Origin of the sequence: Paraburkholderia sp. BCC1876 (assembly GCF_902833695.1) — a bacterium.
Classification (GTDB): domain Bacteria; phylum Pseudomonadota; class Gammaproteobacteria; order Burkholderiales; family Burkholderiaceae; genus Paraburkholderia.
In genome coordinates this window covers 52,005-77,608 of sequence record NZ_CADFGI010000010.1, presented here as the reverse complement: position 1 = coordinate 77,608, position 25,604 = coordinate 52,005, and the positions used below count along the sequence as shown (strand labels likewise).

Here is a 25,604-nt window from a genome sequence, read left to right as displayed (position 1 = left end):
GCCGGGCGTCCGCGTCTTCCGGTTCAAATACTCTTCTGAGGCAATGGCCATGATGTCACTCCAGAGTTACGTCAGTCACGCGGATCAGTGGGAACAGCGCGCGACGATCCGCTCGCGTCCCCGGCGCATCGTCGAAGACGACGCGCTCAGTTACTACCCGATCGAACGTCAGCCGCTCTACGCGCACCCCACCATCGTGGACGCGGGTTCGCGTGTGCAGGACTACATCCTGTTGCAGAGCTTCTACAAGTACATCAACGACGTGATCATCTTCGAAACGGAGATCGTCAACCGGACCGCGCTCGCAATCGCCAAGAGCCGCTTTCCGTTCGACTTCCCGTTTGCATGCAAGAGCGATGCGATGTCGGTGGTGATCGACGAGCACTATCACGCGTACGTCGCGATGGACTATCTCGACCAGGTCGAGCGCAACACGGGCATCGCGCCAATCGAGCAGAACAAGGAGATCGAGTTGTCGCGTGCGATTCCGCGAGCGATCGCCTACGTGCCGGCTGAGTATGCCGCCGGTATGGAATTGCTGGCGGTCGCGATATCGGAGAACACCGTGACCGCCGAGGTCGCGGCGTTCTCGCGCGACGCCACGCTCAAGCGCTCGGTCAAAGGCGTGATGGCCGATCACCTTGCCGACGAAGGCCGTCATTCGGTGTTCTGGATCAACCTCGTCAAGCTCTACTGGTCGCAGATCGGCGAGCCGGCGCGGATCGCGCTCGGCCTCGGCCTGCCGTACTTCCTCAAGGAGTACCTGACCAACGAGTTGCAGCTCGAATTCGACCGCCGTCTGATCGCTTCACTCGATCTGCCGCAGGCGAGCCGCGAGCAGATCGCGAACGACATGGTCGGCGCTTATCCGATCACCAGTACGCATCCGATGATCGTCAATATCCGCAAGTTTCTGAAGATGGCGGGATTGCTGGAACACGAACCCACGTGCGCGGCAATTGCCGCGTACCTGTGAGGAGCGGTGCATGAGAACCTTAACTTTTGCCGTCAGCGGCAACAACCGGCTCGGCGCAAATCTGCTTGCGCTGTTGCACGACGTCGGCCACATGGTGCAGGCGGCCGACACGCAGCCGGGTCCGTTGCTCGACATGGCGCAGGTGCTCGGCATCGCGGAACCCGGGACGACCCACGCGGCCGCCGCGCCGCTCGCGGTCGAATGGCGGGTGCGCTGCGGTACAGCCGAGCGTGCCGGCGACGCGCGCTATCACGCCGGCCGCACGCTCGAATTTCACGCGACGTCCACGACGTTCCCGCCCGCCACGGTATCGATCGAATGGCGCTCGCAGGACCGCGCTGGCGCCGTTCGGCAAATCGCCGGCCGTGCGATCGAACTGACGCCGACGCTGTGCGGCGCGGACATGGTCGCCGAAATCGAAGCAACGGCCGAAGAGCTGTTCGCTGAAATCGTCAGCCTCCTTGGACGCGATGCGTTGAACGAAAACGTACTGCCGACCTTAGTCGCCGCGGACCAGGGCGGTGCACTCACGCTCGACCTTCGTGCGTTGGCGGGCTGGCATGCGACCAACCAGACCGCACGGCCATTCGAGCTCGATCCGTCGCTGCCGGAAATGGTGTCGCGCACCGCACGCGCCACGCCGGAGGCGATTGCGCTGCACGATGAACACGGTACGGTCACTTACCGCACGTTCGTCGGCGCGGCAATGAAGCTGGCCGGTCAACTGGCAGCCGGGGCGCCGGCGCCCGGGGTCCTTGCGGCAGAGGCGGAGCCCATCCCGCGCGTGATTGCGGTGCGACTGCGCAAATCGTCGCTGTTGTACGTTGCGATACTCGGTGCGATCGGCTCGGGCGCGGCGTACCTGCCGCTCGATCCGTCGTTCCCGGCGGAGCGGGTGCGGCTGATTCTGGAGCAATCGCACGCGGATTGCCTGATCACCGACGACACGTTCGACGCCGCCGCGCTGCACGGTCTGCCGGTGAACATCGTGCGCCTCACGCAACTCGATGCGGCGGGCGTCGATATTCAGCGCGCCGCATGGCCCGTCGAAGCGGATCCCGACCGTCTGCGCCGCTGCGCGATCACGATCTTCACATCGGGTTCGACCGGCGTGCCGAAGGGCGTGATGCTCACGCATCGCAACATCGTGCACTTCTGCCACTGGTACCGCGATTACATCGAGTTGAACGCCGCTTCGCGCGTGCTGCAGTTCTGCACGGTTGCGTTCGACGTGTCGCTGCTCGACATCTTCCCGACCTTCCTCGCGGGCTCGACGCTGGTGATTCCGACTGAAGAGCAGCGTCACGCCCTCGACGATCTGAGCCGCCTGATCGCCGAGCGGCGTCTCACGCATGCATTCCTGCCACCCGCCCTGCTGGCCGTCATGCCACCCGCCGACTGGCCCGATCTGAAGCATCTGCTGACCGGCGGCGACATCTGCTTTCCGGAGACCATTGCGCGGTTTGGCGCGACGCGTCAGTTCCACAACATCTTCGGCCCGGCGGAATGCACGGTGCTGGTCACGATCGCGCGGCTGCAAGCCAGCGACAACAACCGCATGATCGGTCGCCCGACCGCGAATGTCCGCTGCTACGTGCTCGACGAAAGCGGTCATCCGGTGCGCACCGGCGAAGCAGGCGAGCTGTGCGTGGCGGGCGCGGGCGTTGCCGACGGTTACCTGCGCCGCGCCGATCTGAGCCGCGAGCGCTTCGTGCCGAATCCGTACGCGAGCGCCGACGGCGTGTGGCCGAACGCGCACAACGAAACGCTGTACCGCTCCGGCGACATCGTGCAATGGGACAAGCAGGGCGCACTGCATTTCATCGGCCGGCGCGATGCGCAAGTGAAGATCCGCGGCTTTCGGGTTGAACTCGGCGAAATCGAAAACGCCGCGCTCGCCACGAATCTATTCAGCCAGTGCGCGTGCGTCGTCGACGAACGCAAACGGATTCGCATCTTCGTCAGCAAACCGCGCGACGAAACCGTCACGGCCGACGCTTTGCGTGCCGCGCTCGCCGTTAAATTGCCCGACTACATGCTGCCGCACGAAGCGATTGAGCTCGACGCGCTGCCGGCCACCAACAACGGCAAGATCGACCGCGGCGCGCTCGCGCAGATTCCGTCGCAACGCGCCGCTGCGGCAGCGCGCGACGGCGAACCCGCGAACCCGACCGAGCGTCAGTTGCGCGCGTTGTGGGCCACGCTGCTCGACCTCGACGAACCGGAAATCGGCCGTCACGATTCGTTCTTCGATCTCGGCGGTCACTCGCTGCTGGTGTCGCGCCTGATGCTCGCCGTCAAGCGGCAGATGGCCGGCAATGCGCCGCTTGCGCGCTTCATGGAACGGCCGACTATCGAAGCGCTGGCGTCGCTGCTCACCGACCGTGATCGCAAGAAGGGCGACCGGATTCCGCCGCGCGTGTTCGCCGACATGCGTCTGCCAGACGAGATCCGGCCGCTCGACGGCTTACGGCCCGATCCGCGCAACCTGGCCAATGTGCTGCTGACCGGCGCGAACGGTTTTCTCGGCAGCTTCATCGCCGCCGAACTGATCGAGCAAACCGATGCGACTGTGTGGTGCCTGATTCGTGCGAAGAACGACGAAGAGGGTCGCGCGCGCCTCGACACGGCGTTCCGCACGAACGGCCTGCCCGCGCTCGCCGGTCATCCACGCCTGAAGGTCGTCACCGGAGACCTTGCCGAAGACCGCCTTGGTTTGTCGAAGGACACCTGGCAGCAACTCGCCGAGCGTATCGACGCGATCTATCACAACGGCGCGCACGTCAATCACGTGTACGACTACCCGTTCCTGTATCGCGCGAATGTGGCTTCGACGCTCGAGTTGCTACGGCTCGCGTGCGAGCGGCGCAACAAGTCGCTGCATTTCGTCTCGACGCTGTCGGCGGCGAGCGCGACCGACAGCGACGGCAAGCTGATCGAAGACGGTCCGTCGCTCGACGCGCCCGCGTTCGTCAACAACGGCTACAACGTGACGAAATGGGTTTCCGAGCATCTGGTCTGGGAGGCGGCGCAACGCGGCATCGACGCGACGATTCTACGGCCCGGCAACATTACAGGCGTCGCGCGCAGTGGGCTGTGCCTGCCGGATCGCAACCGCGTGCTGCTGCTCGTGAAGGGCTCGCTGCAACTCGGCTTCGCACCGGCCGGCGACACTGCGTTCGATTTCAGCCCCGTCGATTTCCTCGCCCGCGCGATCGTGCTTTGCAGCATCGATCCGCAGCGCGAACAGCGAGCCTTTCACTTCCAGAACCCACAACCGCTGACGTGGGAAGGCTACCTCGGCACGTTGTCGCGCCTCGGCTACCTGCTCGCGCTCGAAGATCCCGCCGTATGGCGCGACCGCTTGATGTCGATCGACGAATCCAATGCGCTGTTCGACGTGGTGGCGTTCTACCTCGACGACTCGCAGGAGGACATCGGCGATATGGCGCGAATCGAACACCACGTCACCGCCACCACGCTGGACCGGCTCGGCCTCGCGTATCCGGAGAAAGACGCGGCGTTGCTCGATGCGCATTTCGGCTATCTGGTGACGAGCGGCTTCCTGCCCGTGCCGCCGCCGGCTTCTGCATCGGCTTCAACGAAAAGGAAGCTCGCCGACGTACAGATTGCGTCGAACGATGCCGCGCAATCGGCCTGACCCTTGCACTGCCCCCGCTTTATCCCGGCTTCACCCAGGCGTCACCCCAACCCTCAAGGAGAGCATCATGCAGCAGAAAGTACGGATCGAACTGCGCCCCGACACGTTGATCCACAACCTCGGCACAACCGTCCATGCCGGAATCGCCGAACTCAACGCACCGGCTCGCAAGGTGTGGGAAACGGTCGGTCGCTTCGACGGCTATAACCGCTTCGTCACCGGCCTCGAGCGTATCGAAATGACCGGTACGGCGACTGGACTGCGCTCGTTGCGCAACAAGTTCTTCGCCGGCGGCGATCTGGTGGTCGAGCAACTCAATTCGCGCGATGACCAGAACATGACGATGACGTGGACGCTGATTTACACCACGTTCGACATCGGCAACATGTGGGCGTCGATGCAAGTCGTGCCGCGCGGCGATAACGCCTGCACCGCCACCTACCGGATCGCCGGCGAAGCACGCTCAGGCGACCCGAAGGATCAGCCCGCGTTCGACAAGTTCGCGGTCGACTTCCTGAAGATGGCGATGGACAACCTGCGCGCGATGTTCAACTAGGCGCGAGCGCTGCGGTAAGCGGTGAAGCGACCGCGCAGCCGCAGCCGCACTACGCCCTCGCAGCGGCGCCGCAAGCCTGCTGCGAGGGCGCGTCAACCTGCCGGATCAGCGTTTCGGGGCCACCGCGAAACGGACGGCCATGGCGCCGCCGGCTTGCCCTGCCCCACCCATCATCGATCTCGAGCCCGAAGCCATGGATAGACACATTCCGCCTGTCGGCCGCTGGAAACTGGCGAGACGTGCACAGCAGATGACGCATTCCGCGCTCAGGGAGTTGCTCAAGGTGACCGAGCGCGCCGATATGATTTCATTCGCCGGCGGCCTGCCGTCACCCGATGCGCTGCCGCTCGCGCGCATTGTCGAAGTCACGCAGCGCATTCTCAGCACCGACGCAATCGGCACACTGCAATACGGCCCGTCGGAAGGCTACACACCGCTGCGTGAAGCGATCGCCGAGCGCTTCACGCGCAACGGTTCGCCGGTGCGAGCGTCACAAGTGCTGATCACCACCGGTTCGCAGCAAGCGCTGGATCTGGTGGCGCGCGTGCTGATCGACCAGGGTAGCCGCGTGCTGGTCGAAACACCCACCTATCTCGGTGCGGTGCAGGCGTTCTCGCAATACGAGCCGAACTTCGAACAACTGGCGAGCGACGCGGACGGTTTGATTCCCGAGTTGTTGTCGCCGGCTCAATTGCGCGGCGCGTGCCTGTTGTACACGCAACCGAATTTTCAGAATCCGACGGGACGGCGGCTGCCGCTCGAACGGCGCCGGCAACTTGCACGCCTGTCGCTCGAAACGGGTTTGCTCGTGGTCGAAGATGATCCGTACGGCGAGCTGGTCTACGAAGGCGGTCCACTGCCGTCGATTCATTCAATGGCGCCCGACGCGGTCGTCTATCTCGGTTCGTTTTCAAAGATCCTGGCGCCGGGTTTGCGCGTAGGCTACCTGATCGCACCGGAAGAACTGATGGTCAAACTCGTGCAGGCGAAACAGGCAAGCGACCTGCACACCGCCGGGCTCACCCAACGGATCGCGCACCAGGTCTTCACCGAGGGCTTTCTCGAGCCGCATCTGCACGCATTGCAGGCCCGTTATCGCGAGCAATGCGCGGTGATGCTGGAGAGCCTCGGGATGCACATGCCGCCGGGCGTGACATGGAGCCGGCCCGAAGGCGGCATGTTCCTGTGGGTCACGCTACCGTCGCAGCTGAGCGCCTTCGACCTGTTCGAAGCGGCGATGCAGGCCGGCGTCGCGTTCGTGCCGGGCGCCGCGTTCTATGCGGCCGAGCCGCAGCACAATACGTTGCGGCTGTCGTTCACCACTGCGACGACGGCGCAGATTCGCTGCGGTGTCGAAACGTTGGGACGCATCGTGGCGGCGCGTCTGTCGTAACGCATGGCGGGCGGCTATTCACCGCCCGCCATTGCCTAGACGGTTGTGTCCGCGATCCACTCCTGGAACGTCACCTCCACGGTGATGAACGACAGATTCATGCCGCGCACCACGCGCCCGGCAAACACCTGGCTATCGGTGCCCGACAGGATGGCGGTGAGCTCCGTCGTACCCATGTCGTCTCGCCCCAGCGCGGCGCCCGCGACTTCGCCGAACAACCCGACGATCTCGACGCCCGGCCCCTTCACGATCTGCGTGGCCAGCGAAGCGCCCGTACCGCTGGCCAGATGCCCGTCGATCAAACTGCCGACCGCACTGCGCACCACCGCGCGGCCAATGCCGTATTGCGAACACAAGCGTTCGAGCGATTCGACGATGTCCTCGTTCGGCTTCAGGCGCGCAATCACGGTGCGTCCGTAACTGCCTGTTTCAAGCTTGACCTCGGATGAGTTGGATAGCGAAGTCATGCCGCATCCTCCGCCGTCGGGCCAAATAGTGTGTAGCGGGTTTCCTCGTCGATGTACTGCGTAAAACCGCCATGCGAAAACGCGCAGAGCCGGAGCACCAGCGGTTCTCTACCCACTTCGAGGCGATCGAGGATCACGTGGCCGCCGTGCAGGCGTTTGTCTCCGCCGACGAACGCGCCGTGACAATGCAGCGCGACGCAGCCCGCACGGTCCTTACCGATCGTTACCGCGCCGTGCAGCAACGCGACTTCGTCGTTCTCCATGGTAGGGCTGCCGTAGATGTAGGGCCGCTCGCCCTGCGCCGCCTTGATGACGACGTGGTACTGCAACGCGCGCGCCGTGCCGCTGCAGATGCGGCCAGTCGCGCCGCAGAAACCGTGGCGCATCATCAGGTCGCGCAGCACCGTGCCGGCGTTTCGTCCGCTGGGTATTTCAACGCGCAATTCGCGCGGCTCCCGCACTACCGTGGCCAACACCCGCGGGTAAGCGGCTGCGCCCGGATGGCGGAAAGCTTCTGTCATTGACGTCATAGGAAGTGTAGGTAATTACGACATCCCTATTTAGCAACTTCAATGCCATTGGCGCGCAATGCTTGAGACGCGAAGCACGGCAAGCCTCCGCGCGCATAACGCCGCGGTCGCATGCGAGACATCTGTCGCGTGCTATGCGACAGGTGTAGTGAGAAGTCACCTCTAACCGGCAGGCCTGGTACCGGCCAACCCCATTTGCGCGGCGATATCGACAAAGCGCGCAACACACGGATTCAAGGTATCGGGACTCCATACCAGCGCGACGTCAACATAAGGCGCATGCAGCAGCGGCATGAACTTGACGTTATCCGCATGGGTGCTGCGCATCGAGCTATGCACGAGCGCCACGCCGAGCCGCTGCGCGACGAGATTGACAATGGTCTGCTGGAAATTGGTTTCGAGCCGGACACGTGGCGTAAACCCGGAACGCCGGCAGTGCTCGACAATCGTGTTGTAGATGAAGGGCGATGCCGCATGCGGCGAGATGATGAACCATTCGTCGCGCAACTCGGCGATCGAAATCGCCGCGCGCGTGGCGAGCCGGTGTCCTTCGGGCAGCACGGCGACCAGTTGCTCGCTGAAGATCGTGCGAGTCTCCAGCTCGACCGCCGAATCAGACGGATACATGATGCCAACGTCGGCCTTGCCGGCGCGAATTTCGGCCACCAGCAAAGTGGGGATGCTCTCGCTGAGTTTCAGTTCGACGCGCGGAAAGGCCGACGCATAAGCACGTGTCAGCACCGGCACGATGCTATACGCGGCGGCGAACATGAAACCCGCCATCAGCGTGCCCTCTTCGCCGAGGTCGGCGGCGCGTGCATGGCTGCGCGCCTGGTCGACGGTGGCCATCACCATCTTGGCATCACGATAGAAACGCAGTCCCGCTGCCGAGAGCCGCACGCTGCGGCGCGTGCGATCCAGCAGCACGACGCCGAGTTCCGCTTCGAGCAATGCAATCTGACGCGACAGCGGCGGCTGCGAAATATGAAGCAGCGCGGCAGCGCGTCTGAAGTGCAGGGTCTCCGCGAGCACAACGAAATAGCGTATTTGCCTCAGTTCCATGCCTGGCTGCCCCAAGTCTGCGAATAGGAATCCGACTGATACCTAACCGGTATCAGTCGTCGCATCATAATGTATTGGAGACTATTAATGAATCACACTATGCTTGGTTTCGGAGACAAACCGTTGGCAGCCTAGTGCGATTCGCCGGGTCACAAGCCGGGCCGACCCTGCCAACCAGATAGATAAAGAGAGATGCCATGACCGCCCACGACCCGTTGGACCGCGCCCGTGCAGACTCATCTCGCTCATCGGGGCTGCCTCTTGGCCGACTATGTGGCGATGATCCTACGATGCTGGCTACGCTATCGCGCGCCCGCCTGCTAATCGACCGACAACTTCCCATTCTGATTCTCGGAGAAACCGGCACCGGCAAGGAGTATCTCGCCCGTGCACTGCACAGCTACAGTAATCGCCGGCAGGCGGCGATGGTGTCGGTGAATTGCGGGTCGATTCCTGAAAACCTGATCGAGAGCGAACTGTTCGGCTATACCCGCGGCGCATTCTCCGGCGCGCTATCGACGGGAATGAAGGGCAAGGTTGCGCTCGCGCATCGCGGCACGCTGTTCCTCGACGAAATCGGCGATATGCCCGCCGCGCAGCAGACCCGCTTGCTACGCGTGCTATCGGAGCGCGAAGTGACGCCGATTGGCTCGGCCGAGCCTATCGCAGTCGATTTGCAATTGATCTGCGCAACGCATCAAAACATCGAGTCACATGTCGAAGCAGGAACGTTCCGCGAAGACCTCTACTACCGGATCGCCGTCGGGATCGTTCATCTGCCGCCGGTGCGCGAACGGCACGACCGCGCGTGGTTGCTGCAATCGATTTTGGAAGGCGAAGCGCCGGGCATGACACTCGAGGCCAACGTGGACCGTGAGGCGCGCGAGATTCTTTTGCATAGCCGCTGGCCTGGCAACCTGCGCCAGATGCGCACGGCAATCCAGTATGCATGCGCGGTAAAGAGCGGCGACCTGATACGCGCGGGCGATCTACCGGCGAACGTGCAGTCGGGTAAAGGCATAACGGTTCGCACCGGTCTGCGTTCGACGCTTCATGCAGCCTTGCATGCAGCACCTCACCCGTACGCTGCGTCGCATGATGCCAGGCCCGGCGCGTCCTACGCTGCAAGTCATGCCGAAGCGCAGCGCCTACCGGTCGCGCCGCCGAGCGAACGCGACAACATTCTGCGAGCACTGTCCGCGAGTCGCTGGAATATTTCGGCGGCTTCGCGCGAACTCGGTATTTGCCGCGCTTCGCTGTATCGCAAGCTCAGGCAGTTTCGCATTCCGCACGTACGCGACGTCGGTTGCGACATGCTCATGGCGGATCACGGTTAACATGATTCGGCATGGACTGCCCCGGTGAATAGCGCGAATGCGGCAAGGGGCATGGGGACGTCCGCGTATTGTCATGGCTTCGCAGACGCCCCTGTCTCATGCCCCCTCTCACAGCCCCCGCTTCAACTACCCCTCGGGCTCTTTCCGCCCGCTCAAACCGGCAGCGTCGCGCTGCGGCGCAGGCACGTACCGCGCCGGCGCACGGATTCATCAGCGCGCAACGGTTACGGCCTCACGCTCGGCGCAAGCAAGACGCCCGGCATAGTCTTGCGCGAATTGCGTCGCAATGCGGCCCGAGCGCGCACCGCGTGCCAGCGCCCATTGCAACGCCGCTTGCTGCGCGGCCTCGATTTGCCCAGCCGTGAACCCGAGCATGCCGAGCCTTTGCGCCACCACTTCCAGATACTGGTCCTGCGAAAACGCGTAAAACGTCACCCATATGCCGAAGCGCTCCGACAACGAAATCTTCTCTTCCACTGCGTCGCCCGGATGCAACTCGCCGTTCTCCGCGACCGAATAGCCTTCGTTGTCGCGCGCGTCTTCGGCGAGCAGATGGCGGCGGTTCGACGTCGCGTAGATCAGCACGTTGCTCGAATGCCCGGCTACCGAACCGTCAAGTACGGTCTTGAGTCCTTTGTAGCCGGTCTCGCCCGATTCGAACGACAGGTCGTCGCAGAAAATGACGAAACGCTCAGGCCGGCGCCGCACGCGGTCGAGAATCGCCGGCAGGTCGTTGAGCGACTCTTTGCCAACTTCGATCAGCCGCAGCCCTTCCGGTGCGAACGCATGCAAACAGGCTTTCACTAGCGACGACTTGCCGGTGCCGCGCGCACCGGTCAAGAGAACGTTGTTGGCCGGATAGCCCATCACGAACTGACGGGTGTTCTGCCGGATCACGTCAGCCTGGCGCTCGACGTTGCACAGTTCCTCGAACGGAATCAGCGCGGGGTCGGCGACCGCATGCAGTTGCGCGACGCCGAACGGGCCGGCGCCACGCTGCCAGCGAAACGCGATGACATGGCGCCAGTCGGGTTCGTCGTTTGAGGCAGTGCCGAGCGCCGCTTCGGCCAACGCGGCGAGCCGGTCGAGCCGTTTGAAGAGCCCGGCCACGTGCCGTTCGAGCGAATCTTCAGTATCGATATCCATGATGGTGGCTTATTCCTGCACTGCAGCGACTTCCGCCGCGGGACGTCTGAACATTTGCGCGACGATCACGCCGACGAGCGCAGTGCCGCCGCCGAGCACGTGGTACATATGCAAGGTTTCGCCGAGCATCGCGATGGCGATCAACGCGGTCGCGATCGGTAACACGTTCATGAACAGCGCGCAGCGATTCGGGCCGAGATGCTTGACGCCCTGCATCCACAGGTAGGGCAGCACCACCGAGGCCAGCACGCCGGCGTACAGGATCAGCGGCACGCTCGCACGCGTGGGCACCGCTTCTGCCGCGGGCAGGCGCAGCAGCATCGGCAGCATGAACAGCAGCGCGAACAGCGCCTGCAGGTAGGTGGATTGCCACGACGGCAGCCCGACATGCCAGCGCTTGAGCAGCACGCCATACAGGGCATACGCGAGCGCAGCGAAAATCATCAGCAGATCGCCGAGATGCGCACCGTTGTTGAGCAGCATGGCGGGATTGCCTTGCGTGATCAGATACACCACGCCGACCAGCGACAGGATGCCGCCGCCCACCATGCCGGTGGTCGGGGCCTCGCCGAGCAGCAGCGTGCTCGCCACCATCGTCATGAGCGGCACCAACGCGGTGATGATCGACATGTTGGTCGCCGTCGTGGTTTTGGCGGCCTCGTAGGAGAGACTCTGGAACAGCGCCATGGCGAGAAAACCGAGCACGGCGAGCTTGGGCAGTTGCGCTACGATCGCGGCGCGGTTGCGCCAGGCCGGCTTCAGCGTAAACAGACTCATCAGCGCAACGGCCAGCAATAGACGGTAGAAGGTGATCGCCGACGGGTCGATGGTATGGGCGGACAGCTTCGACACGATGACGTTGCCGGCCCACAGCAGGATTGCCACAAAAGGAAACAGGAAATACGATCTCTTCATATCGCGCTCTGGCTGACTATCAAAGGGATTCAAGGGGCTTCGAAGTGAACCGAAATCTTGCGCCCGCGCGTAAGGTCTGTCTAACGCCAAAAAGTCTTTACTTGTCGCGAAACGGTCAAATATCCGGTCAATGACAAAACCACGCATGAACGCATGCACTTCCATGCCGGCGGATAGCCGCACCGAAACGCCGACCGCACCCGGCGCGCATGTGCCGTTCGAGAGCACGCCCATGCCGGTATCGGCCATGGCTGCCTGGTATCCGCACGGCACCTTGATTGCGGCGCACCGTCATCGGCGCGCGCAATTGCTGTATGCGATCGAAGGCGTGATGCTGATCGAATCGGCGACCGGCTCGTGGGTCGTGCCGCCCACGCGCGGTGTGTGGCTCGAACCGGGGGTCGACCATTCGGTGCAGATGAGCGGCGACGTGAAGATGCGCACCGTGTTCGTCGAGCCCGGCGCGGCCACGCAGTTGCCGGCTCGCAGTTGCGTCGTCGAAGTTCACACGCTGCTGCGCGAGTTGATACTGGCGGCAATCGACGTGCCGCAGGATTACGCCACCGGTTCGCGCGACGATCATTTGATGCAGTTGTTGCTGGCGGAATTGAACGCTGTGCCGTTGCTACCGCTGTATCTGCCGTGGCCGACCGATCTGCGCTTGCGCAAGGTATGCAACAGCGTGCTCGCCGCCCCCGACGACAATCGCACCATCGGCGCATGGGCAGGCACGCTGGATGTGTCGGAGAAAACATTTCACCGCTGGTTCCAGCGCGAAACCGGCATTACCTTCGGCCGCTGGCGCCAGAAGGCGCGTCTGCTGCTGGCACTAAAACGGCTCGCGCATGGCGAGAAAATCATTGCCGTCGCGATGGACCATGGCTATACGAGCCAGAGTGCCTTCGCGGCCATGTTCAAGCGGCATTTCGGCGTGGTGCCGTCCGCGTTTTACGCGTAGTTCCACCTTGGTCTTCAACGCACGCGCGACGCGGGCGGCACGCGATCTCACGCCACCTGAAACCTCAACGGTCTACCATCCGCTCCATTGCGGCCGTATAGCGTGGCCCGACCGTCGCGCCGCGCGGCAGCGCTTCGTCGAGTTGCTTCAACAACGACGGGGCGATGCTCAACGCTCCCGCTGCGAGGTTCTGCTCCAGATTCGCCACGCGTCGTGTGCCCGGAATCGGCACGATATCGCCGCCCTGCGCAAGCGACCACGCGAGCGCGAGCTGCGCGGGCGTGCAGCCCGCTTCCACGGCAAGCGCTTTCAGTACGCCGGCGAGCCGCATGTTCGCGTCGAAGTTCTCACCTTGCAAGCGCGGATCCGACGTGCGCCGCGTATCGCCTTCGGGAAACTCCTCCGCCCGCCGCGCGGAGCCGGTAAGAAAGCCACGACCAAGCGGCGCGAAAGGCACGAGCCCGATGCCCAGTTCCCGCAGAGCCGGCAGAATCTGCGCTTCGATATCGCGCTCCCATAGCGAATACTCGCTTTGCAACGCACTCACCGGATGCACCGCGTGCGCGCGGCGAATCGTCCGCGGACCCGCTTCCGACAAACCGAAGTACAGCACCTTACCTTCTTTCACGAGATCGCCGACAGTGCCCGCCACATCTTCGATCGGCACCTCCGGATCGACCCGATGTTGATACAGCAGATCGACGTAGTCGGTGCGCAAGCGGCTCAGGCTCGCGTCGACCACTGCGCGGATATGCTCGGGCCGGCTATCGGTCCCGGCGATCTTGCCGTTGTCGATGCGAAAGCCGAATTTGGTCGCGATCCGGATGCGTTCGCGCCGCCCTCCGAACGCGCGCGCCAGCAGCTTCTCGTTCTCGAATGGGCCGTAAACTTCGGCGGTATCGTAGAAATCGCAGCCGAGTTCGAACGCGCGATGCAGCGTGCGCAGCGATTCGGCGTCGTCCGTGGGACCGTACGCGAAGCTCATGCCCATGCATCCGAGCCCCAGCGCGGACACCTCCAGACCCTGCGATCCCAGCTTGCGGCGTGGCAACATATCGATTCCTCTTCAGTGGATGGGGTGTGCTTCGTCGGCGACCGTCTCTGGCGGCACGGCCAGCAAAACCTTGATGTCTTTCTTGACGATCTTGCCGTAAGCGGACTTGGGCAAGGCGTCCCAGAACACGCAACGTTTCGGCCACTTGTAGCGCGCGAGATGCGGCTCGAGATGCGCGAGCAACGCGTCTTCTTCGAGCCCCCAGCCTTGGCGCCGCACCACCACCGCAACGCCGACTTCTCCCCACTTCGGATCGGGCATGCCGACCACCGCGACTTCCTGCACCGCCCGGTGCGTGAGGATCGCCTCTTCGACTTCGCGCGGGTAGACGTTCGAGCCGCCGGAAATGTACATGTCCGACGAGCGGCCGGTGATATACAGGAAGCCCTGGTCGTCGAGATGCCCCAGATCGCCGGTATGGAACCAGCCGTGCCGGAAGGCTTTTTGGTTCGCTTCGGGGTTGTTGTCGTAGCCGACGAACACCGCCGGCCCGCGCACGCAAATCTCGCCGCTCGCGCCGGGCGCGAGCCGATGGCCTTCCTCGTCGAGAATTCCGATCTCCATGCCGGTGCGCGCATACCCGCAGGTGCCGACGCGGCCGTCGGCGGCGTGGTCGTCGGCGCTGTGCAGCGACGGCGGCAGCACCGTGATGTTGCCGGTTACTTCGCCGAGCCCGTAGTACTGCACCAGCACCTTGCCGAGTTTGCGCAACGCGTGCTTCTGGTCCTCGCGATACATCGGCGCGCCCGCGTAGATCACATACTTCAGCGAACTATGATCGTAACGGTCCACCGACTCATGCTCGGTCAGCATCTTGACGATGGTCGGCACGGTAAACATATTGTCGATCCGATGTTCCTGCACGAGCGCCCATGCTTCTTCCGCGTCGAGTTTTTCCGACGCCGGCAGAACGCTGGCTGCCGCGCGCGCCACGTTGACCATCGCGTGAATACCCGCGCCGTGAGACAGCGGCGCCACCACGAGCGAGCGCGACCGATGGGTCAAACCGGGCATCAGATCGGCGATGTGGTTGGTCAGCACGAACGCCATCTGCCCATGCGTGAGCACACCGGCCTTGGGGCGGCCGGTGGTGCCGGACGTATAGAAGAACCACAGCGGATCGTCACGGTCCACGTCGACCGCGGCGAACGGCGGCGCGTCGATCTGGCGAGCGAGTGTCTCGTAGGCGAGTTCGCCCGCGCGCGGTGCGCCGATCGCGATGACATGCCGCAAAGCGGGTGAGGCCGCGCGCACCGCATCGACATGTGCGTCGAAGCCCGCCTCGTAAATCATCGCCTTCGCGCCACTCGATTCGCCGAGATAGGCCGCTTCCGCCGCGGTGACTCGGCAGTTGGTCGGCACCCACACGGCGCCGAGCTTGAACGCGACCCACGCGCTTTCGAACAGCGGCAGGTTGTTGCGCGAATGGACGAGAATCTTGTCGCCTTTGCCGATACCGAGACGGCTCAACCCGTGCGCGAGCGCATCGACGCGCGCGTTGAGTTCGTGCCAGCTCGTGTGGTGCCCGGCCTGGATGAAACCGGGTTGATTGGCGTGGCGTCGGGCTGCGTCGGTCAGCAGATTCCCGAGGTTCATGACGGTGGTGAGCATACGCAAGTGCTTTTGAAAAAGAGAAGTGAAGAGCCGCGCCTTAACGGCGTGATTCGAGAATACTCAAATAGTTGGTCACGGCCGCGCCGCCCATGTTGAAGACGCCGGCCGTGCGCGCATTCGGAATCTGCATTGCACCAGCCTGACCGCTCACCTGCATCGCCGCCATCACATGCATCGACACGCCGGTCGCGCCGACCGGATGCCCCTTGGCCTTCAGCCCACCCGACGCGTTGACCGGCAAACGGCCTTCCTTCGTCGTCACGCCGTCGAGAACCACCCGCGCGCCCTGGCCCGGCGCGGCGAGACCCATCGCTTCGTATTCGATCAATTCGGCGATCGTGAAGCAGTCGTGCGTTTCGACCAGCGACAGATCGTCGAGCGTCATACCGGCCTGCGCAAGCCCTTGCTTCCACGCGAGCCGTGCGCCCTCGAACGCAATCGGATCGCGCCGCGACAGCGGCAGATAGTCGCTGACCTGGACCGTCGCACGAAACTCGACCGCATGACGGGTGCGCCGCGCAATGTCCGGCGACGCGATGATCAGCGCAGCCGCGCCGTCGGAAATCATCGAGCAGTCGGTACGCTTCAGCGGCCCGGCGACGAACGGATTTTTCTCCGACGGCGTGCGGCAAAAGTCGTAACCGAAATCGCGCCGCATATGCGCGTAAGGATTCGACACGCCGTTGCGATGGTTCTTCGCGGCAATCGCCGCGAGTGCGTCCGACTGGTCGCCGTAGCGATCGAAATACGTTTGCGCGAGCTTGCCGAAAATGCCCGCGAAGCCGCCCGGCACGTCCGCCTCTTCGCTCGCGTATGAGCACTTTTGCAGCACCTTGCCGACTTCGGCGGTCGGCAGACTCGTCATCTTTTCGTAGCCGATCACCAGCGCACAGGCAGAGCGCCCCGAGCGCAGCGCATCGAGCGCGGAATACACGGCGGCCGAGCCGGTCGAGCACGCGTTCTCACAGCGCACGGTCGACGTGAAACGCAATTCGGGAATCGCGTTGAAGACCAGCGCCGACGGAAAGTCCTGATAGACGAAACCGCCGTTGAAGGTACCCACGTGAATCGAATCGATCTGGCCGGCCTCGATACCGGCGTGATCGATCGCGTCGCGCGCGGTGTCCGCAATCATGCGTTCGATATCGAGCGCGTCGAGCTTGCCAAACGGGATATGGCTCCATCCGATGATGGTCGGTTGCATAACGAACAGCTCCTTGGCTAAGAGATGGCGGCTCCCTATGCAAGAGCCAAGCCAACCACTTCCGATCGCTGAGCGCGCCACGCGCCGCGGGGACAGCGGCCGCCTCGCAAAGGCTCGCCGGACAGGCAACGATGCGCGATTTCATGCATGCGCAAGCCCGCGAACCTGCCCATTCGAATCGCCGCGCGAGTGCGACACAAACCCTGCGACAGGTGTCGCATGCGCTCGACACTTGCACGCGCGTCGAGGCCTGGCAATAACCCGCACTTGCCGCGCCAACGCGACCACCCGCGCGGCTCGCGGCAAATGGCATTCAATTTGCTTTTAGCTGGACGCCCGCCTTCGATGCGGCAAACATAAAACTCAGGAGACAGACGATGAGCGTTACTTCCCGGCGCGACTTTCTCAAATGTGCCTCGCTTGCCGCCGCTGCGTCATTCGCCGGCCTGCACGGCCGCAACGCGCACGCTGCCGAATTCACTCTCAAATACGCGAACAACCTGCCGGCCACGCATCCGATGAATATCCGTGCGAAGGAAGCCTCTGCGCGCATCGCGTCGGAAAGCAAGGGACGGGTCGACTTTCAGGTGTACTCGAACAACCAGTTGGGCAGCGACACCGACATGCTGTCGCAGGTGCGCTCCGGCGCGATCGATTACTTCACGCTGTCGCCGCTGATTCTCGGCACGCTCGTGCCGGCCGCACAGATCACCGGCGTGGGCTTCGCATTCAAGGACTACGACCAGGTGTGGGGCGCGCTCGACGGCGCACTCGGGGCGCGCGTGCGCCAGGAGATCGCGAAGACGTCCGTGTTCGCCTTCGAGAAGATCTGGGACAACGGCTACCGCCAGACCACCACCAGCACCAAGGCGATCCACGTGCCGGCCGACCTGAAGGGCATCAAGCTGCGCGTGCCGATGAGCCCGATCTGGACCTCGATGTTCCAGTCGCTCGGCGCGTCGCCGGCCAGCATCAATTTCTCCGAGGTGTACTCGTCGCTGCAAACACGCGTGGTGGAAGGTCAGGAGAATCCGCTCGCCACCATCACGGCGGCGAAGCTCTACGAAGTGCAGAAGTACTGCTCGATGACCAATCACATGTGGGACGGTTTCTGGTTCCTCGCCAATAAGCAGTCTTTCGCGCGCTTGCCGAAGGATCTGCAGACCGTCGTGCAGAACGCCATCAACGACGCGGCCGTGCAGGAACGCGTGGACGTCGGGAAGTTGAACGCCTCGCTGATGCCGGAGCTGAAGTCGAAAGGCCTGCAATTCAACGACGTCGATATCAATGCGTTCCGCAACCAGCTAACCACGGCGGGCTTTTACGCCGACTGGCACAAGAAGTTCGGCGACGACGCGTGGACCGCCCTCGAAAAATACACCGGCAAACTGGCCTGACGCACCATGCACCTGACCTTGACGAAGAAACTGGAAAACGACGGCTGGCTCGCACGCGGCGTGACCACGGCCGTCGATTGGGTGATGCACGGGGTCGGCGCGGTCGCGGCCTGCCTCGTGGTCGCCGAGACGATGATTCTGTTGTGCGGCGTGATCTTTCGTTACGGCCTCAACCAGCCGCTGATCTGGTCCGACGAACTCGCGTCGATCCTGTTCAGCTGGTTGGCGATGCTGGGTGCGGTACTCGCCCTGCATCGCGGCGCGCATATGCGGCTCACCGCGATCGTCACGCGCTTGCCGGAGAAATGGCGTGGTTGGCTCGAAGCGGTCAGCGCGCTGACGGTCTGCGCCTTCGTCGCGCTGATCATCACGCCGGCCATCGACCACATGAATCTGCAGATGCCCGTCAGCACGCCCGCGTTGCAACTGCCGGACGGCTGGCGTTGTGCCGCGCTGCCGGTCGGTGCGGTCTTGATGCTGATGGCGGCGCTCGCGCGTATTGCGCGTGAGGTGAGCCCCGGACAATTCGTCGGCGCATTGCTCACGGCCGGCGCGATCGCCGCCGCGTTGTGGATCGCGCAACCTTATCTGCTCGCGCTCGGCAACCTGAATCTGATCGTGTTCTTCGTCGTACTGGTGGGCTTGTGCGTGGCAGGCGGCGTGCCGATCGCATTCAGCTTCGGCACCGCGACGCTCGCCTATCTGGTGCTGATGACGCATGCGCCACTCGGCATCGTCGTGAGCCGGATGGACGAGGGAATGGCGAATCTGGTGCTGCTGTCAGTGCCGCTGTTCGTGCTGCTCGGCGCGTTGCTTGAGTTGAGCGGGCTCGCCCGTTGCCTGATCGATTTCATGGCGGCGTTGCTCGGCCATGTGCGCGGCGGTCTGCAATACGTGCTGCTCGGCGCGATGTTCCTGGTGTCCGGCATCTCCGGCGCGAAAGCCGCCGACATGGCGGCGATTGCGCCCGCGCTGTTCCCCGAAATGCAGCGGCGCGGCGCGAAGCCCGAGGAACTGGTGGCGCTGCTTTCGTCGACCGGTGCGATGACCGAGACGATACCGCCGAGTCTCGTGCTGATCACGATCGGCGCCGTGTGTGGCGTGTCGATCACCGCGCTCTTCGTCGGCGGAATCATGCCGGCCGTGATCGCGACGATTGCGATCGGTTTCGTCTGCTGGCGACGCGCGCGGCACGAACCGCCCAGCAACACCACCCGCGCGCCGATGCGCACGATCCTGCGCACCTTTGTGATCGCATTGCCCGCCCTCGCCCTGCCGATGCTGATCCGCGCGGTGGTGATCGAAGGCGCGGCCACCGCCACCGAGGTATCGACCATCGGCATCGCTTACACGCTGATCGCCGGCGTGCTCCTGCACCTGTGCGGGCGCCGCATCGAATGGCGCCGTCTGTATTCGCTGCTGCTCGACACCGCGAGTCTGTCAGGCGCCATTCTGCTGATCATCGGCCTCGCCACCGCCATGGCATGGGCGCTCACGCAATCGGGATTTTCCGCGTCGCTGGTGGCGGCCATGGAGCAGATGCCGGGTGGACAGCGCGGGTTTCTGTGCGTGTCGATCGTGTTGTTCGTCGTGCTCGGCAGCGTGCTGGAAGGCATCCCCGCGATCGTGCTGTTCGGCCCGCTACTGTTTCCGGTGGCGCGGGCGCTCGGCATTCACGACGTTCATTACGCGATGGTCGTGATCCTGTCGATGGGACTCGGCCTGTTCGCCCCACCGATGGGCGTGGGTTTCTATGCCGCGTGCGCAATCGGCAAGGTGTCGCCGGACCGGGTCGTGAGCCGCGTATGGGGCTATCTCGGCGCGCTGTTCATTGCACTGCTGGTGGTCGCGTTCGTGCCGTGGCTGTCGATCGGATTTTTGAAGTGAGTACGTTTTAACGCCTGTTTTCCGACCTGTTTCGTGCCTCTTTCTTTACGCTGTTCCCCATCATTCGAGAGTCCGCAGTGAATCTGACTACTGAAACGTTCCGCCCAGGCCATTCCTCCGCCGCCCATCCGCGCGTCGCGCTCGTGACTGGCGGTGGCGCCGGGATCGGCGCGGCCATCTCGCAGCAGCTCGCGGAAGCCGGGCATATCGTTTTCATCGGCGACATCAACATGCATGGCGCGAACGATCTCGCCGGCATGCTGTGCGCAGCCGGTCACGAGGCCTATGCGGTGCAGCTCGACGTGTCGGCGCCCGCGTCGATCGACGTGGCGTTCGACATCATCGAAAACCAGTTCGGCCGCTGCGATATCCTGGTGAACAATGCCGGCATCGCGAAGACGTTTCCGTTTCTCGACTATCCCGTTGAACACTGGCGCAAGGTCTTCGACGTCAACGTCACGGGGCCGATGCTGTGCGGTCAGCACGCGGCGCGGCTGATGCGCAGGAACGGCTGGGGGCGCATCGTCAATATCGCTTCCGTCAGCGGCTTGCGCGCGAGTTCGGGGCGCACCGCCTACGGCACGTCGAAGGCGGCGGTCGTCGGGCTCACCCGGCAGATGGCGATCGAGCTCGCCGAATACGGCATCACCACGAACGGCGTCGCACCGGGTCCGGTCGACACGCCAATGACGCTCGATCTGCATTCGCAAGTCGCGCGCGACAATTACACCCGTGCCGTGCCGGCGAAACGCTACGGCGTCCCCGAGGAAATCGCCGCAGTGGTGAGCTTTCTGTGCTCCGAGCAGGCGTCGTATGTGAACGGCCAGACGGTGCCCGTGGATGGCGGCTTTATGGCGGCCGGCGTGCTGGAGATCTAAGGACTTAACGCCCTCCGGCATCCAGCTGTCGTGTCTGTGGTGGCCGGCGTTACTTCGGCGGAATCAACCCGCCGAGCCAATGGACCTGTGAATTGCGCGACGCCGCCCTTGCTCGCGCTTTCGGTGGAACGGTCCGTGGCGCGATCCTCGATGGCGGAGTCGAGGACGAACGCTCGAGGGCGCGAATCGCAGCGCCCTTGAGCGAACGTTACGTCAAAGTCTGGACGGCATGGCAGGAGGCAGCGCTGCCAACCTCAAATGCTCGACACCGTCCTCCAGCGACAACGTCGCTTGCTGCCCGTCGCGCTGACGGATGCTGATCGTCCGGTCACGCTCGTCGCGCGAACCGACTACCACCAGAAGCGGCACCTGCTTTTCGCGTGCATCGACGATCTTCTTCTCCAGCCGCTCGGGCCGGCTGTCGACCAGCGCTCTGATATCCACATCGTCGAGCGCTTGCAGAACCTCCTGCGCGTAGGGCGTATTCGCGTCGCTGATCGTGGCGACGACGACCTGCTCCGGCGCGAGCCACACAGGCAACCATCCCTCGTGATGTTCGAGCAGCATCGCGATGAATCGCTCCATGCTGCCCAGCACCGCGTGATGAATCATCACCGGCCGCTCGCGTTCATTGCGCTCGTTGACGAACTCCGCGTCGAGTCGCTCGGGCAACACGAAGTCGAGCTGGATCGTGCCGCATTGCCAGCTTCGCCCGCGGCTGTCCGTGAGATGAAACTCCAGTTTGGGCCCGTAAAAAGCGCCCTCGCCTTCGAGCAGATCGAACGCCAGGCCCGCCGCACGCGCGGCATTCGCCAACGCGCTTTCCGCGTGATCCCACGTCGCTTCGCTGCCCGAGCGCGACGCCGGCCGCGTCGCAAGCGCAACCTTGAAATCGGGAAAACCGAGGTCCGCGTACATCGCGCGCAACAGCGAGCAGAAACGCCCCACTTCCGCCTCGATATGCGACTCCGCGCAGAACACATGCGCGTCGTCCTGCACGAACGCGCGCGTGCGCTTCAGGCCTTCGAGCGAGCCTGACGGTTCGTCGCGATGACACGCGCCAAACTCGCTATACCGAACCGGCAACTCGCGATAAGAACGCACGCGCTGATTGAACACCTGCACGTGGCACGGACAACTCATGGGTTTCAGACACAGCGCGCGCCCTTCTTCCGCGTCGGCCAGCGAATACATCGCCGCGCCGAACTTCTCCCAATGGCCGCTCTTTTCCCACAGCAAACGCGCCAGCAATTGCGGCGTACGAATCTCGCGAAATCCGGCGCGGCGCATGCGGGCGCGCACATACTCCTCAAGCACGCGATACAACTCCCAGCCACGCGGATGCCAGAAAACCATCCCGACGCCTTCTTCCTGCTGATGAAAAAGGTCGAGTTTATTGCCTAAAACACGATGATCGATGTCGTTCACAGTCACGCTCCGTTTAGTCGAAACCCGCTTATCGCGGTGAGGGTTGCCGTAAACGGAGGTCCAGAAATGCCAAAGGCCCCGTCCGTTTCCGGCGGGGCCTTGGGTGGTCTGCCACTGCTTCGTGCTGCTAGCGTGCGCAACCTCCCGACGACCCGCCTGTGAAGGTGGTCGTCGTGGTGGTGACGGCAGCGAAGGGAATCGAGTGGAAGTCCATGGCTCGACAGTAAACGATCGGGTGACGACGCGTCAATCGCAATCGCCGAGAATGCTGGTCAATTCACGCCGATCGACGCTACGATATCTGTCTGATCCGAAACGCGCGTGTCTTCGCGCGACGTCGGTCCACCTTCAACCGATCGAGCACCTGACCTTGACCATTCACATTCGCCGCGCACACGCAGCCGACGCCGCGCTGATTCTTCGCTTCATCACCGAACTCGCCGTGTACGAGAAGGCGGAGCATGAAGTCATCGCTTCCGTCGAAGACGTCGAAACGAGCCTGTTTTCCGCGACCGCCACCGCGAAAGCGTTGATCTGCGAAATGGACGGCGAGCCCATCGGCTTTTGCGTCTATTTCCACTCGTATTCCACGTGGCTCGGCAAACACGGGCTGTATCTGGAAGACCTGTATGTGTCGCCGGCCGCGCGCGGCAGCGGCGCGGGCAAACGAATGCTGCGCCACCTCGCGCAGATTGCCTGCGAAAGCGGCTGCGGGCGTTTCGAATGGAGTGTGCTCGACTGGAACGAGCCGGCAATCGGCTTTTATGAAGCGATCGGCGCGAGCGCGCAAAGCGAGTGGGTGCGTTACCGGCTGGCGGGCGACGCGCTCAAGGCGTTTGCCGAGGGTGTGGAGTAAGCACGAACTGCTTCGTTCGGCGCAAGCCGATTTAGAAACGAAAGCAGTACGCGCGAAGGTCAGCGAAGGCGGCGGCCGGTCAGCGCCGCCGCGCAACGCTGCGTATCAGTGAGGCGCTTTACCGTTGGGCACCGCGTCCAGCGGCTTGTGCTGTTCTTCGCCGAGTCCGGGGAAGAACGCGTTCCATGCGGCGCGCACCCCTTCGGCGGCGGTGGCTTCGGCGGCGATCGATTCGGTTTCGCCTTCACCGGCCTTCGATGGATCGGCGGAGAGCCCGCGCCAGTGCGTAAATACCAGCAACGGTTTTTCAGTCCAGATGCCTTCGCCGAATTTGGCGAAAGCCGTGTCCCCGCTCGTCAATTGCACCTCATACCAGCCTTCGCGTGCGGGTGTGTGGGCGGCCAGCTCAAACCACGGGGTCGGTTCGATTTCCTTCATGTCGTCTCCGGTCGGATAGATCGTCATAGATAACCACAACAAAGGCATTCTTCATGCCCGGGCTCGACAGCGGCCCGGCGGGCGCGCTCCGCCTGGTGCGCGATGTTGCAGTGCGGCGCGCTGGGCATGAGCTGCGGGGCGATCCGTCGACGTTGCGTCTGTCGATTTCGCCGCGCATAAGCGACACGATAGCGCGACATGGGCCGCGCGGACAAACGCAAAAACTTACACGTCAGACTGGGAGGCGATTGCTTTTTTTGCTTTGCTGGTTGGCTTGCTTGTTGGGCTGGTTGTTGGGCTGGTTGTTGGGCTGCTTGTTGGGCTGCTTGTTGGCCCACTTCTCGGCCTACTTGTTGCCCCGCTTGTTGGCTTACCCTCCAGCTCGCGCGCCAGCATGGCCAGCACATGGGCGGCGGCCGCCAGTTGCTCCGCCGGCGTACTGCCGTAGCCGATCACGAGCCCATTCGTCTGCCCATCGGGCTGCAGCGCGAACCCGGACAGCGCGCGCGGATTGAGCCCCCTGGCGACGGCCCGCGCGGCTAAGGCGCGGTCGTCGATGGTCGGCGGCAAGCGCAGCGTCAAATGCATGCCGCAGTTGCCGCCCAGAATCTGCGCCGGCGCGAAATGGACCGTGAGCGCGTCGCGCAACGCCTGCTGGCGCTCGCGGTACACCCGCCGCATCCGCCCCAGATGCCGCCCGAACTCGCCACTTTCGATGAAATGCGCCAGCGCCATCTGCTCCAGCCGATGGCCGCCGCGCAGCATCTCCTGCAACGCCACCGCCGATTCCTCGACGATCGCGCGCGGCAGCACCACGAAACCGATGCGCAGCGCCGGGAACATGGTCTTGCTGAATGAGCCGACGTACAGCACCGGTGCGTCGGCGACGAGCCCCTGCATGCTGGCGATCGGCTCGCCGGTGTGGCGAAACTCGCCGTCGTAGTCGTCCTCGATCAGCCACGCGCCGCAGCGGCGCGCCTGCGCGATTAACTCCAGACGGCGCGCCACCGACAACACCGCGCCCGTCGGATACTGATGCGCGGGCGACGTATAGATCAGCTTCGGTGGATGCGTGCGCCACGCGTCGGCGGGCACGGCGATGCCTTCGGCGTCGACCGGCATGGGCAACGTGGTCAGATCGCCGACGTTGAAGGCGGCCTTCGCGCCGCGATAACCAGGATCCTCGACCCACGCGACGTCGCCGGGATTGGTCAGCAGCCGCACGCACAGGTTCAGCGCCTCCTGCGCGCCCTCGGTGATGACCACCTGCGAACCATCGCAGCGCACACCGCGCGCGATCCTCAAATGGGCGGCGATCGCGTCGCGCAGCCCCGGTTCGCCGGCCGGCGTGCCGTAGCCGAGCGTGAAGGGCAACGCGCGCTCGATCGACCGTTCGAGCGCGCGCCGCCAGGCGCTCAGCGGAAAACGGTCCAGCGCGGGCGTGCCGGGCGTCATCGGAAAAGTGTTGTCGGCGTGCGTGCGGGTGGCCGCGAACTGGCCGACGCGCGCCGCGTAAGCCACCTCGGGCGCAGCGGACGGCGCCGCCGGCTCGCCGCGTGCGGCCGGGCTGGACAGCGGGCTTACGCGGGTGCCCTTCTTGTCAGCGACCACGTAACCGGTCGCGACCAGATGTTCATAGGCGATCACCACCGTGTTGCGCGACACGCCCATTTCCGCCGCCAGCAGACGCGACGAAGGCAGCAGCGAGCCCGCCGGCAGCCGTCCGGCGAGAATCGCCTGCTGCAAACGCTCGATCAACTGTCTTTGCAGCGGCGGCGGTTTGTCGGCGGCACTCGCCGCAGCCGGATTGGCGAGCGGACCAATGATTTCCATCATTGCGGCTGGAC

21 protein-coding genes are annotated in these 25,604 nt (G+C 63.9%); 10 read left to right on the top strand and 11 right to left on the bottom strand.

All coding sequences use genetic code 11. The features are described 5' to 3' along the window. The first annotated feature begins 49 nt into the window (after positions 1–49). The 4 genes from HWY05_RS29365 to HWY05_RS29350 all read left to right on the top strand — a co-directional run bounded on the left by HWY05_RS29365 (position 50) and on the right by HWY05_RS29350 (position 6,586). The gene (locus HWY05_RS29365; RefSeq protein ID WP_035563951.1) at positions 50–976 is read left to right on the top strand and encodes a diiron oxygenase; all 927 of its coding nucleotides are present in this window, start codon (positions 50–52) and stop codon (positions 974–976) included. A 10-nt stretch (positions 977–986) separates the two neighbouring features. Beyond that, on the top strand, positions 987–4,637 hold the full coding sequence (locus HWY05_RS29360; protein WP_176060509.1) for an amino acid adenylation domain-containing protein: 3,651 nt from the start codon (positions 987–989) through the stop codon (positions 4,635–4,637). A 67-nt stretch (positions 4,638–4,704) separates the two neighbouring features. Next, positions 4,705–5,193, top strand: coding sequence for an SRPBCC family protein (locus tag HWY05_RS29355; RefSeq protein ID WP_035560216.1), 489 nt, complete (start codon positions 4,705–4,707; stop codon positions 5,191–5,193). Between the two features lie 193 nt (positions 5,194–5,386). Beyond that, positions 5,387–6,586, top strand: a complete 1,200-nt coding sequence (locus HWY05_RS29350; RefSeq protein WP_035560220.1) for a PLP-dependent aminotransferase family protein — start codon at positions 5,387–5,389, stop codon at positions 6,584–6,586. A 35-nt stretch (positions 6,587–6,621) separates the two neighbouring features. Here HWY05_RS29350 and HWY05_RS29345 read toward each other — a convergent pair whose 3' ends face one another. The 3 genes from HWY05_RS29345 to HWY05_RS29335 all read right to left on the bottom strand — a co-directional run bounded on the left by HWY05_RS29345 (position 6,622) and on the right by HWY05_RS29335 (position 8,645). Beyond that, entirely contained in the window at positions 6,622–7,053 is a 432-nt protein-coding gene (locus tag HWY05_RS29345; RefSeq protein ID WP_035560223.1) for a PPC domain-containing DNA-binding protein, read from the bottom strand. Further along, entirely contained in the window at positions 7,050–7,574 is a 525-nt protein-coding gene (locus HWY05_RS29340) for a hypothetical protein (RefSeq protein WP_051981075.1), read from the bottom strand. Before HWY05_RS29340 ends, HWY05_RS29345 begins: the two co-directional genes overlap by 4 nt. A gap of 171 nt (positions 7,575–7,745) precedes the next feature. Continuing rightward, a complete protein-coding gene (locus HWY05_RS29335) occupies positions 7,746–8,645 on the bottom strand; it encodes a LysR family transcriptional regulator (RefSeq protein WP_035560226.1) in 900 nt (299 codons plus the stop codon). A 197-nt stretch (positions 8,646–8,842) separates the two neighbouring features. Here HWY05_RS29335 and HWY05_RS29330 point away from each other — a divergent pair, with 197 nt between their 5' ends. Continuing rightward, positions 8,843–9,982 carry a sigma 54-interacting transcriptional regulator gene (locus HWY05_RS29330; protein ID WP_035560229.1) on the top strand — a complete coding sequence of 380 codons (1,140 nt, stop codon included), beginning with the start codon at positions 8,843–8,845 and terminating at the stop codon, positions 9,980–9,982. Positions 9,983–10,192: 210 nt separating this feature from the next. Here the strand turns inward: HWY05_RS29330 and HWY05_RS29325 are convergent, their stop codons facing one another. Together HWY05_RS29325 and HWY05_RS29320 are read right to left on the bottom strand one after the other, a co-directional pair. Then, positions 10,193–11,128, bottom strand: coding sequence for an ATP-binding protein (locus tag HWY05_RS29325; protein WP_051981077.1), 936 nt, complete (start codon positions 11,126–11,128; stop codon positions 10,193–10,195). Positions 11,129–11,137: 9 nt separating this feature from the next. Then, entirely contained in the window at positions 11,138–12,043 is a 906-nt protein-coding gene (locus tag HWY05_RS29320; protein WP_176060508.1) for a DMT family transporter, read from the bottom strand. Between the two features lie 232 nt (positions 12,044–12,275). On the opposite strand from HWY05_RS29320, the gene HWY05_RS29315 reads away from it, so the two are divergent. Beyond that, a complete protein-coding gene (locus HWY05_RS29315) occupies positions 12,276–13,001 on the top strand; it encodes a helix-turn-helix transcriptional regulator (protein WP_035563959.1) in 726 nt (241 codons plus the stop codon). A gap of 64 nt (positions 13,002–13,065) precedes the next feature. On the opposite strand, the gene HWY05_RS29310 is transcribed toward HWY05_RS29315, so the two are convergent. From HWY05_RS29310 to HWY05_RS29300, 3 genes are read right to left on the bottom strand one after another with little or no spacing between them, the layout of a single operon-like run. Beyond that, positions 13,066–14,055, bottom strand: coding sequence for an aldo/keto reductase (locus HWY05_RS29310; protein ID WP_176060506.1), 990 nt, complete (start codon positions 14,053–14,055; stop codon positions 13,066–13,068). A gap of 12 nt (positions 14,056–14,067) precedes the next feature. Next, on the bottom strand, positions 14,068–15,666 hold the full coding sequence (locus HWY05_RS29305; RefSeq protein ID WP_176060505.1) for an acyl-CoA synthetase: 1,599 nt from the start codon (positions 15,664–15,666) through the stop codon (positions 14,068–14,070). A 40-nt stretch (positions 15,667–15,706) separates the two neighbouring features. After that, on the bottom strand, positions 15,707–16,873 hold the full coding sequence (locus HWY05_RS29300) for an acetyl-CoA acetyltransferase (RefSeq protein ID WP_176060504.1): 1,167 nt from the start codon (positions 16,871–16,873) through the stop codon (positions 15,707–15,709). Positions 16,874–17,250: 377 nt separating this feature from the next. On the opposite strand from HWY05_RS29300, the gene HWY05_RS29295 reads away from it, so the two are divergent. The 3 genes from HWY05_RS29295 to HWY05_RS29285 all read left to right on the top strand — a co-directional run bounded on the left by HWY05_RS29295 (position 17,251) and on the right by HWY05_RS29285 (position 21,035). Continuing rightward, positions 17,251–18,270 (top strand): TRAP transporter substrate-binding protein, encoded by a 1,020-nt coding sequence (locus HWY05_RS29295; RefSeq protein WP_035560242.1) that lies wholly within the window; start codon positions 17,251–17,253, stop codon positions 18,268–18,270. Between the two features lie 6 nt (positions 18,271–18,276). Continuing rightward, complete coding sequence (locus tag HWY05_RS29290) at positions 18,277–20,157, top strand: TRAP transporter large permease subunit (protein ID WP_176060503.1); 1,881 nt, start codon at positions 18,277–18,279, stop codon at positions 20,155–20,157. A gap of 77 nt (positions 20,158–20,234) precedes the next feature. Next, positions 20,235–21,035, top strand: a complete 801-nt coding sequence (locus tag HWY05_RS29285; protein ID WP_035560245.1) for an SDR family NAD(P)-dependent oxidoreductase — start codon at positions 20,235–20,237, stop codon at positions 21,033–21,035. A 213-nt stretch (positions 21,036–21,248) separates the two neighbouring features. On the opposite strand, the gene thrS is transcribed toward HWY05_RS29285, so the two are convergent. Continuing rightward, entirely contained in the window at positions 21,249–22,463 is a 1,215-nt protein-coding gene (gene thrS / locus HWY05_RS29280) for a threonine--tRNA ligase (RefSeq protein WP_176060502.1), read from the bottom strand. 370 nt (positions 22,464–22,833) lie between these two features. On the opposite strand from thrS, the gene HWY05_RS29275 reads away from it, so the two are divergent. After that, positions 22,834–23,319 (top strand): GNAT family N-acetyltransferase, encoded by a 486-nt coding sequence (locus HWY05_RS29275; RefSeq protein WP_035560247.1) that lies wholly within the window; start codon positions 22,834–22,836, stop codon positions 23,317–23,319. 105 nt (positions 23,320–23,424) lie between these two features. Here HWY05_RS29275 and HWY05_RS29270 read toward each other — a convergent pair whose 3' ends face one another. Both HWY05_RS29270 and HWY05_RS29265 read right to left on the bottom strand, forming a co-directional pair. Next, positions 23,425–23,757 (bottom strand): hypothetical protein, encoded by a 333-nt coding sequence (locus tag HWY05_RS29270; RefSeq protein WP_035563965.1) that lies wholly within the window; start codon positions 23,755–23,757, stop codon positions 23,425–23,427. Positions 23,758–23,982: 225 nt separating this feature from the next. Then, positions 23,983–25,593 carry a PLP-dependent aminotransferase family protein gene (locus HWY05_RS29265; protein WP_208459119.1) on the bottom strand — a complete coding sequence of 537 codons (1,611 nt, stop codon included), beginning with the start codon at positions 25,591–25,593 and terminating at the stop codon, positions 23,983–23,985. Positions 25,594–25,604: the final 11 nt, after the last annotated feature.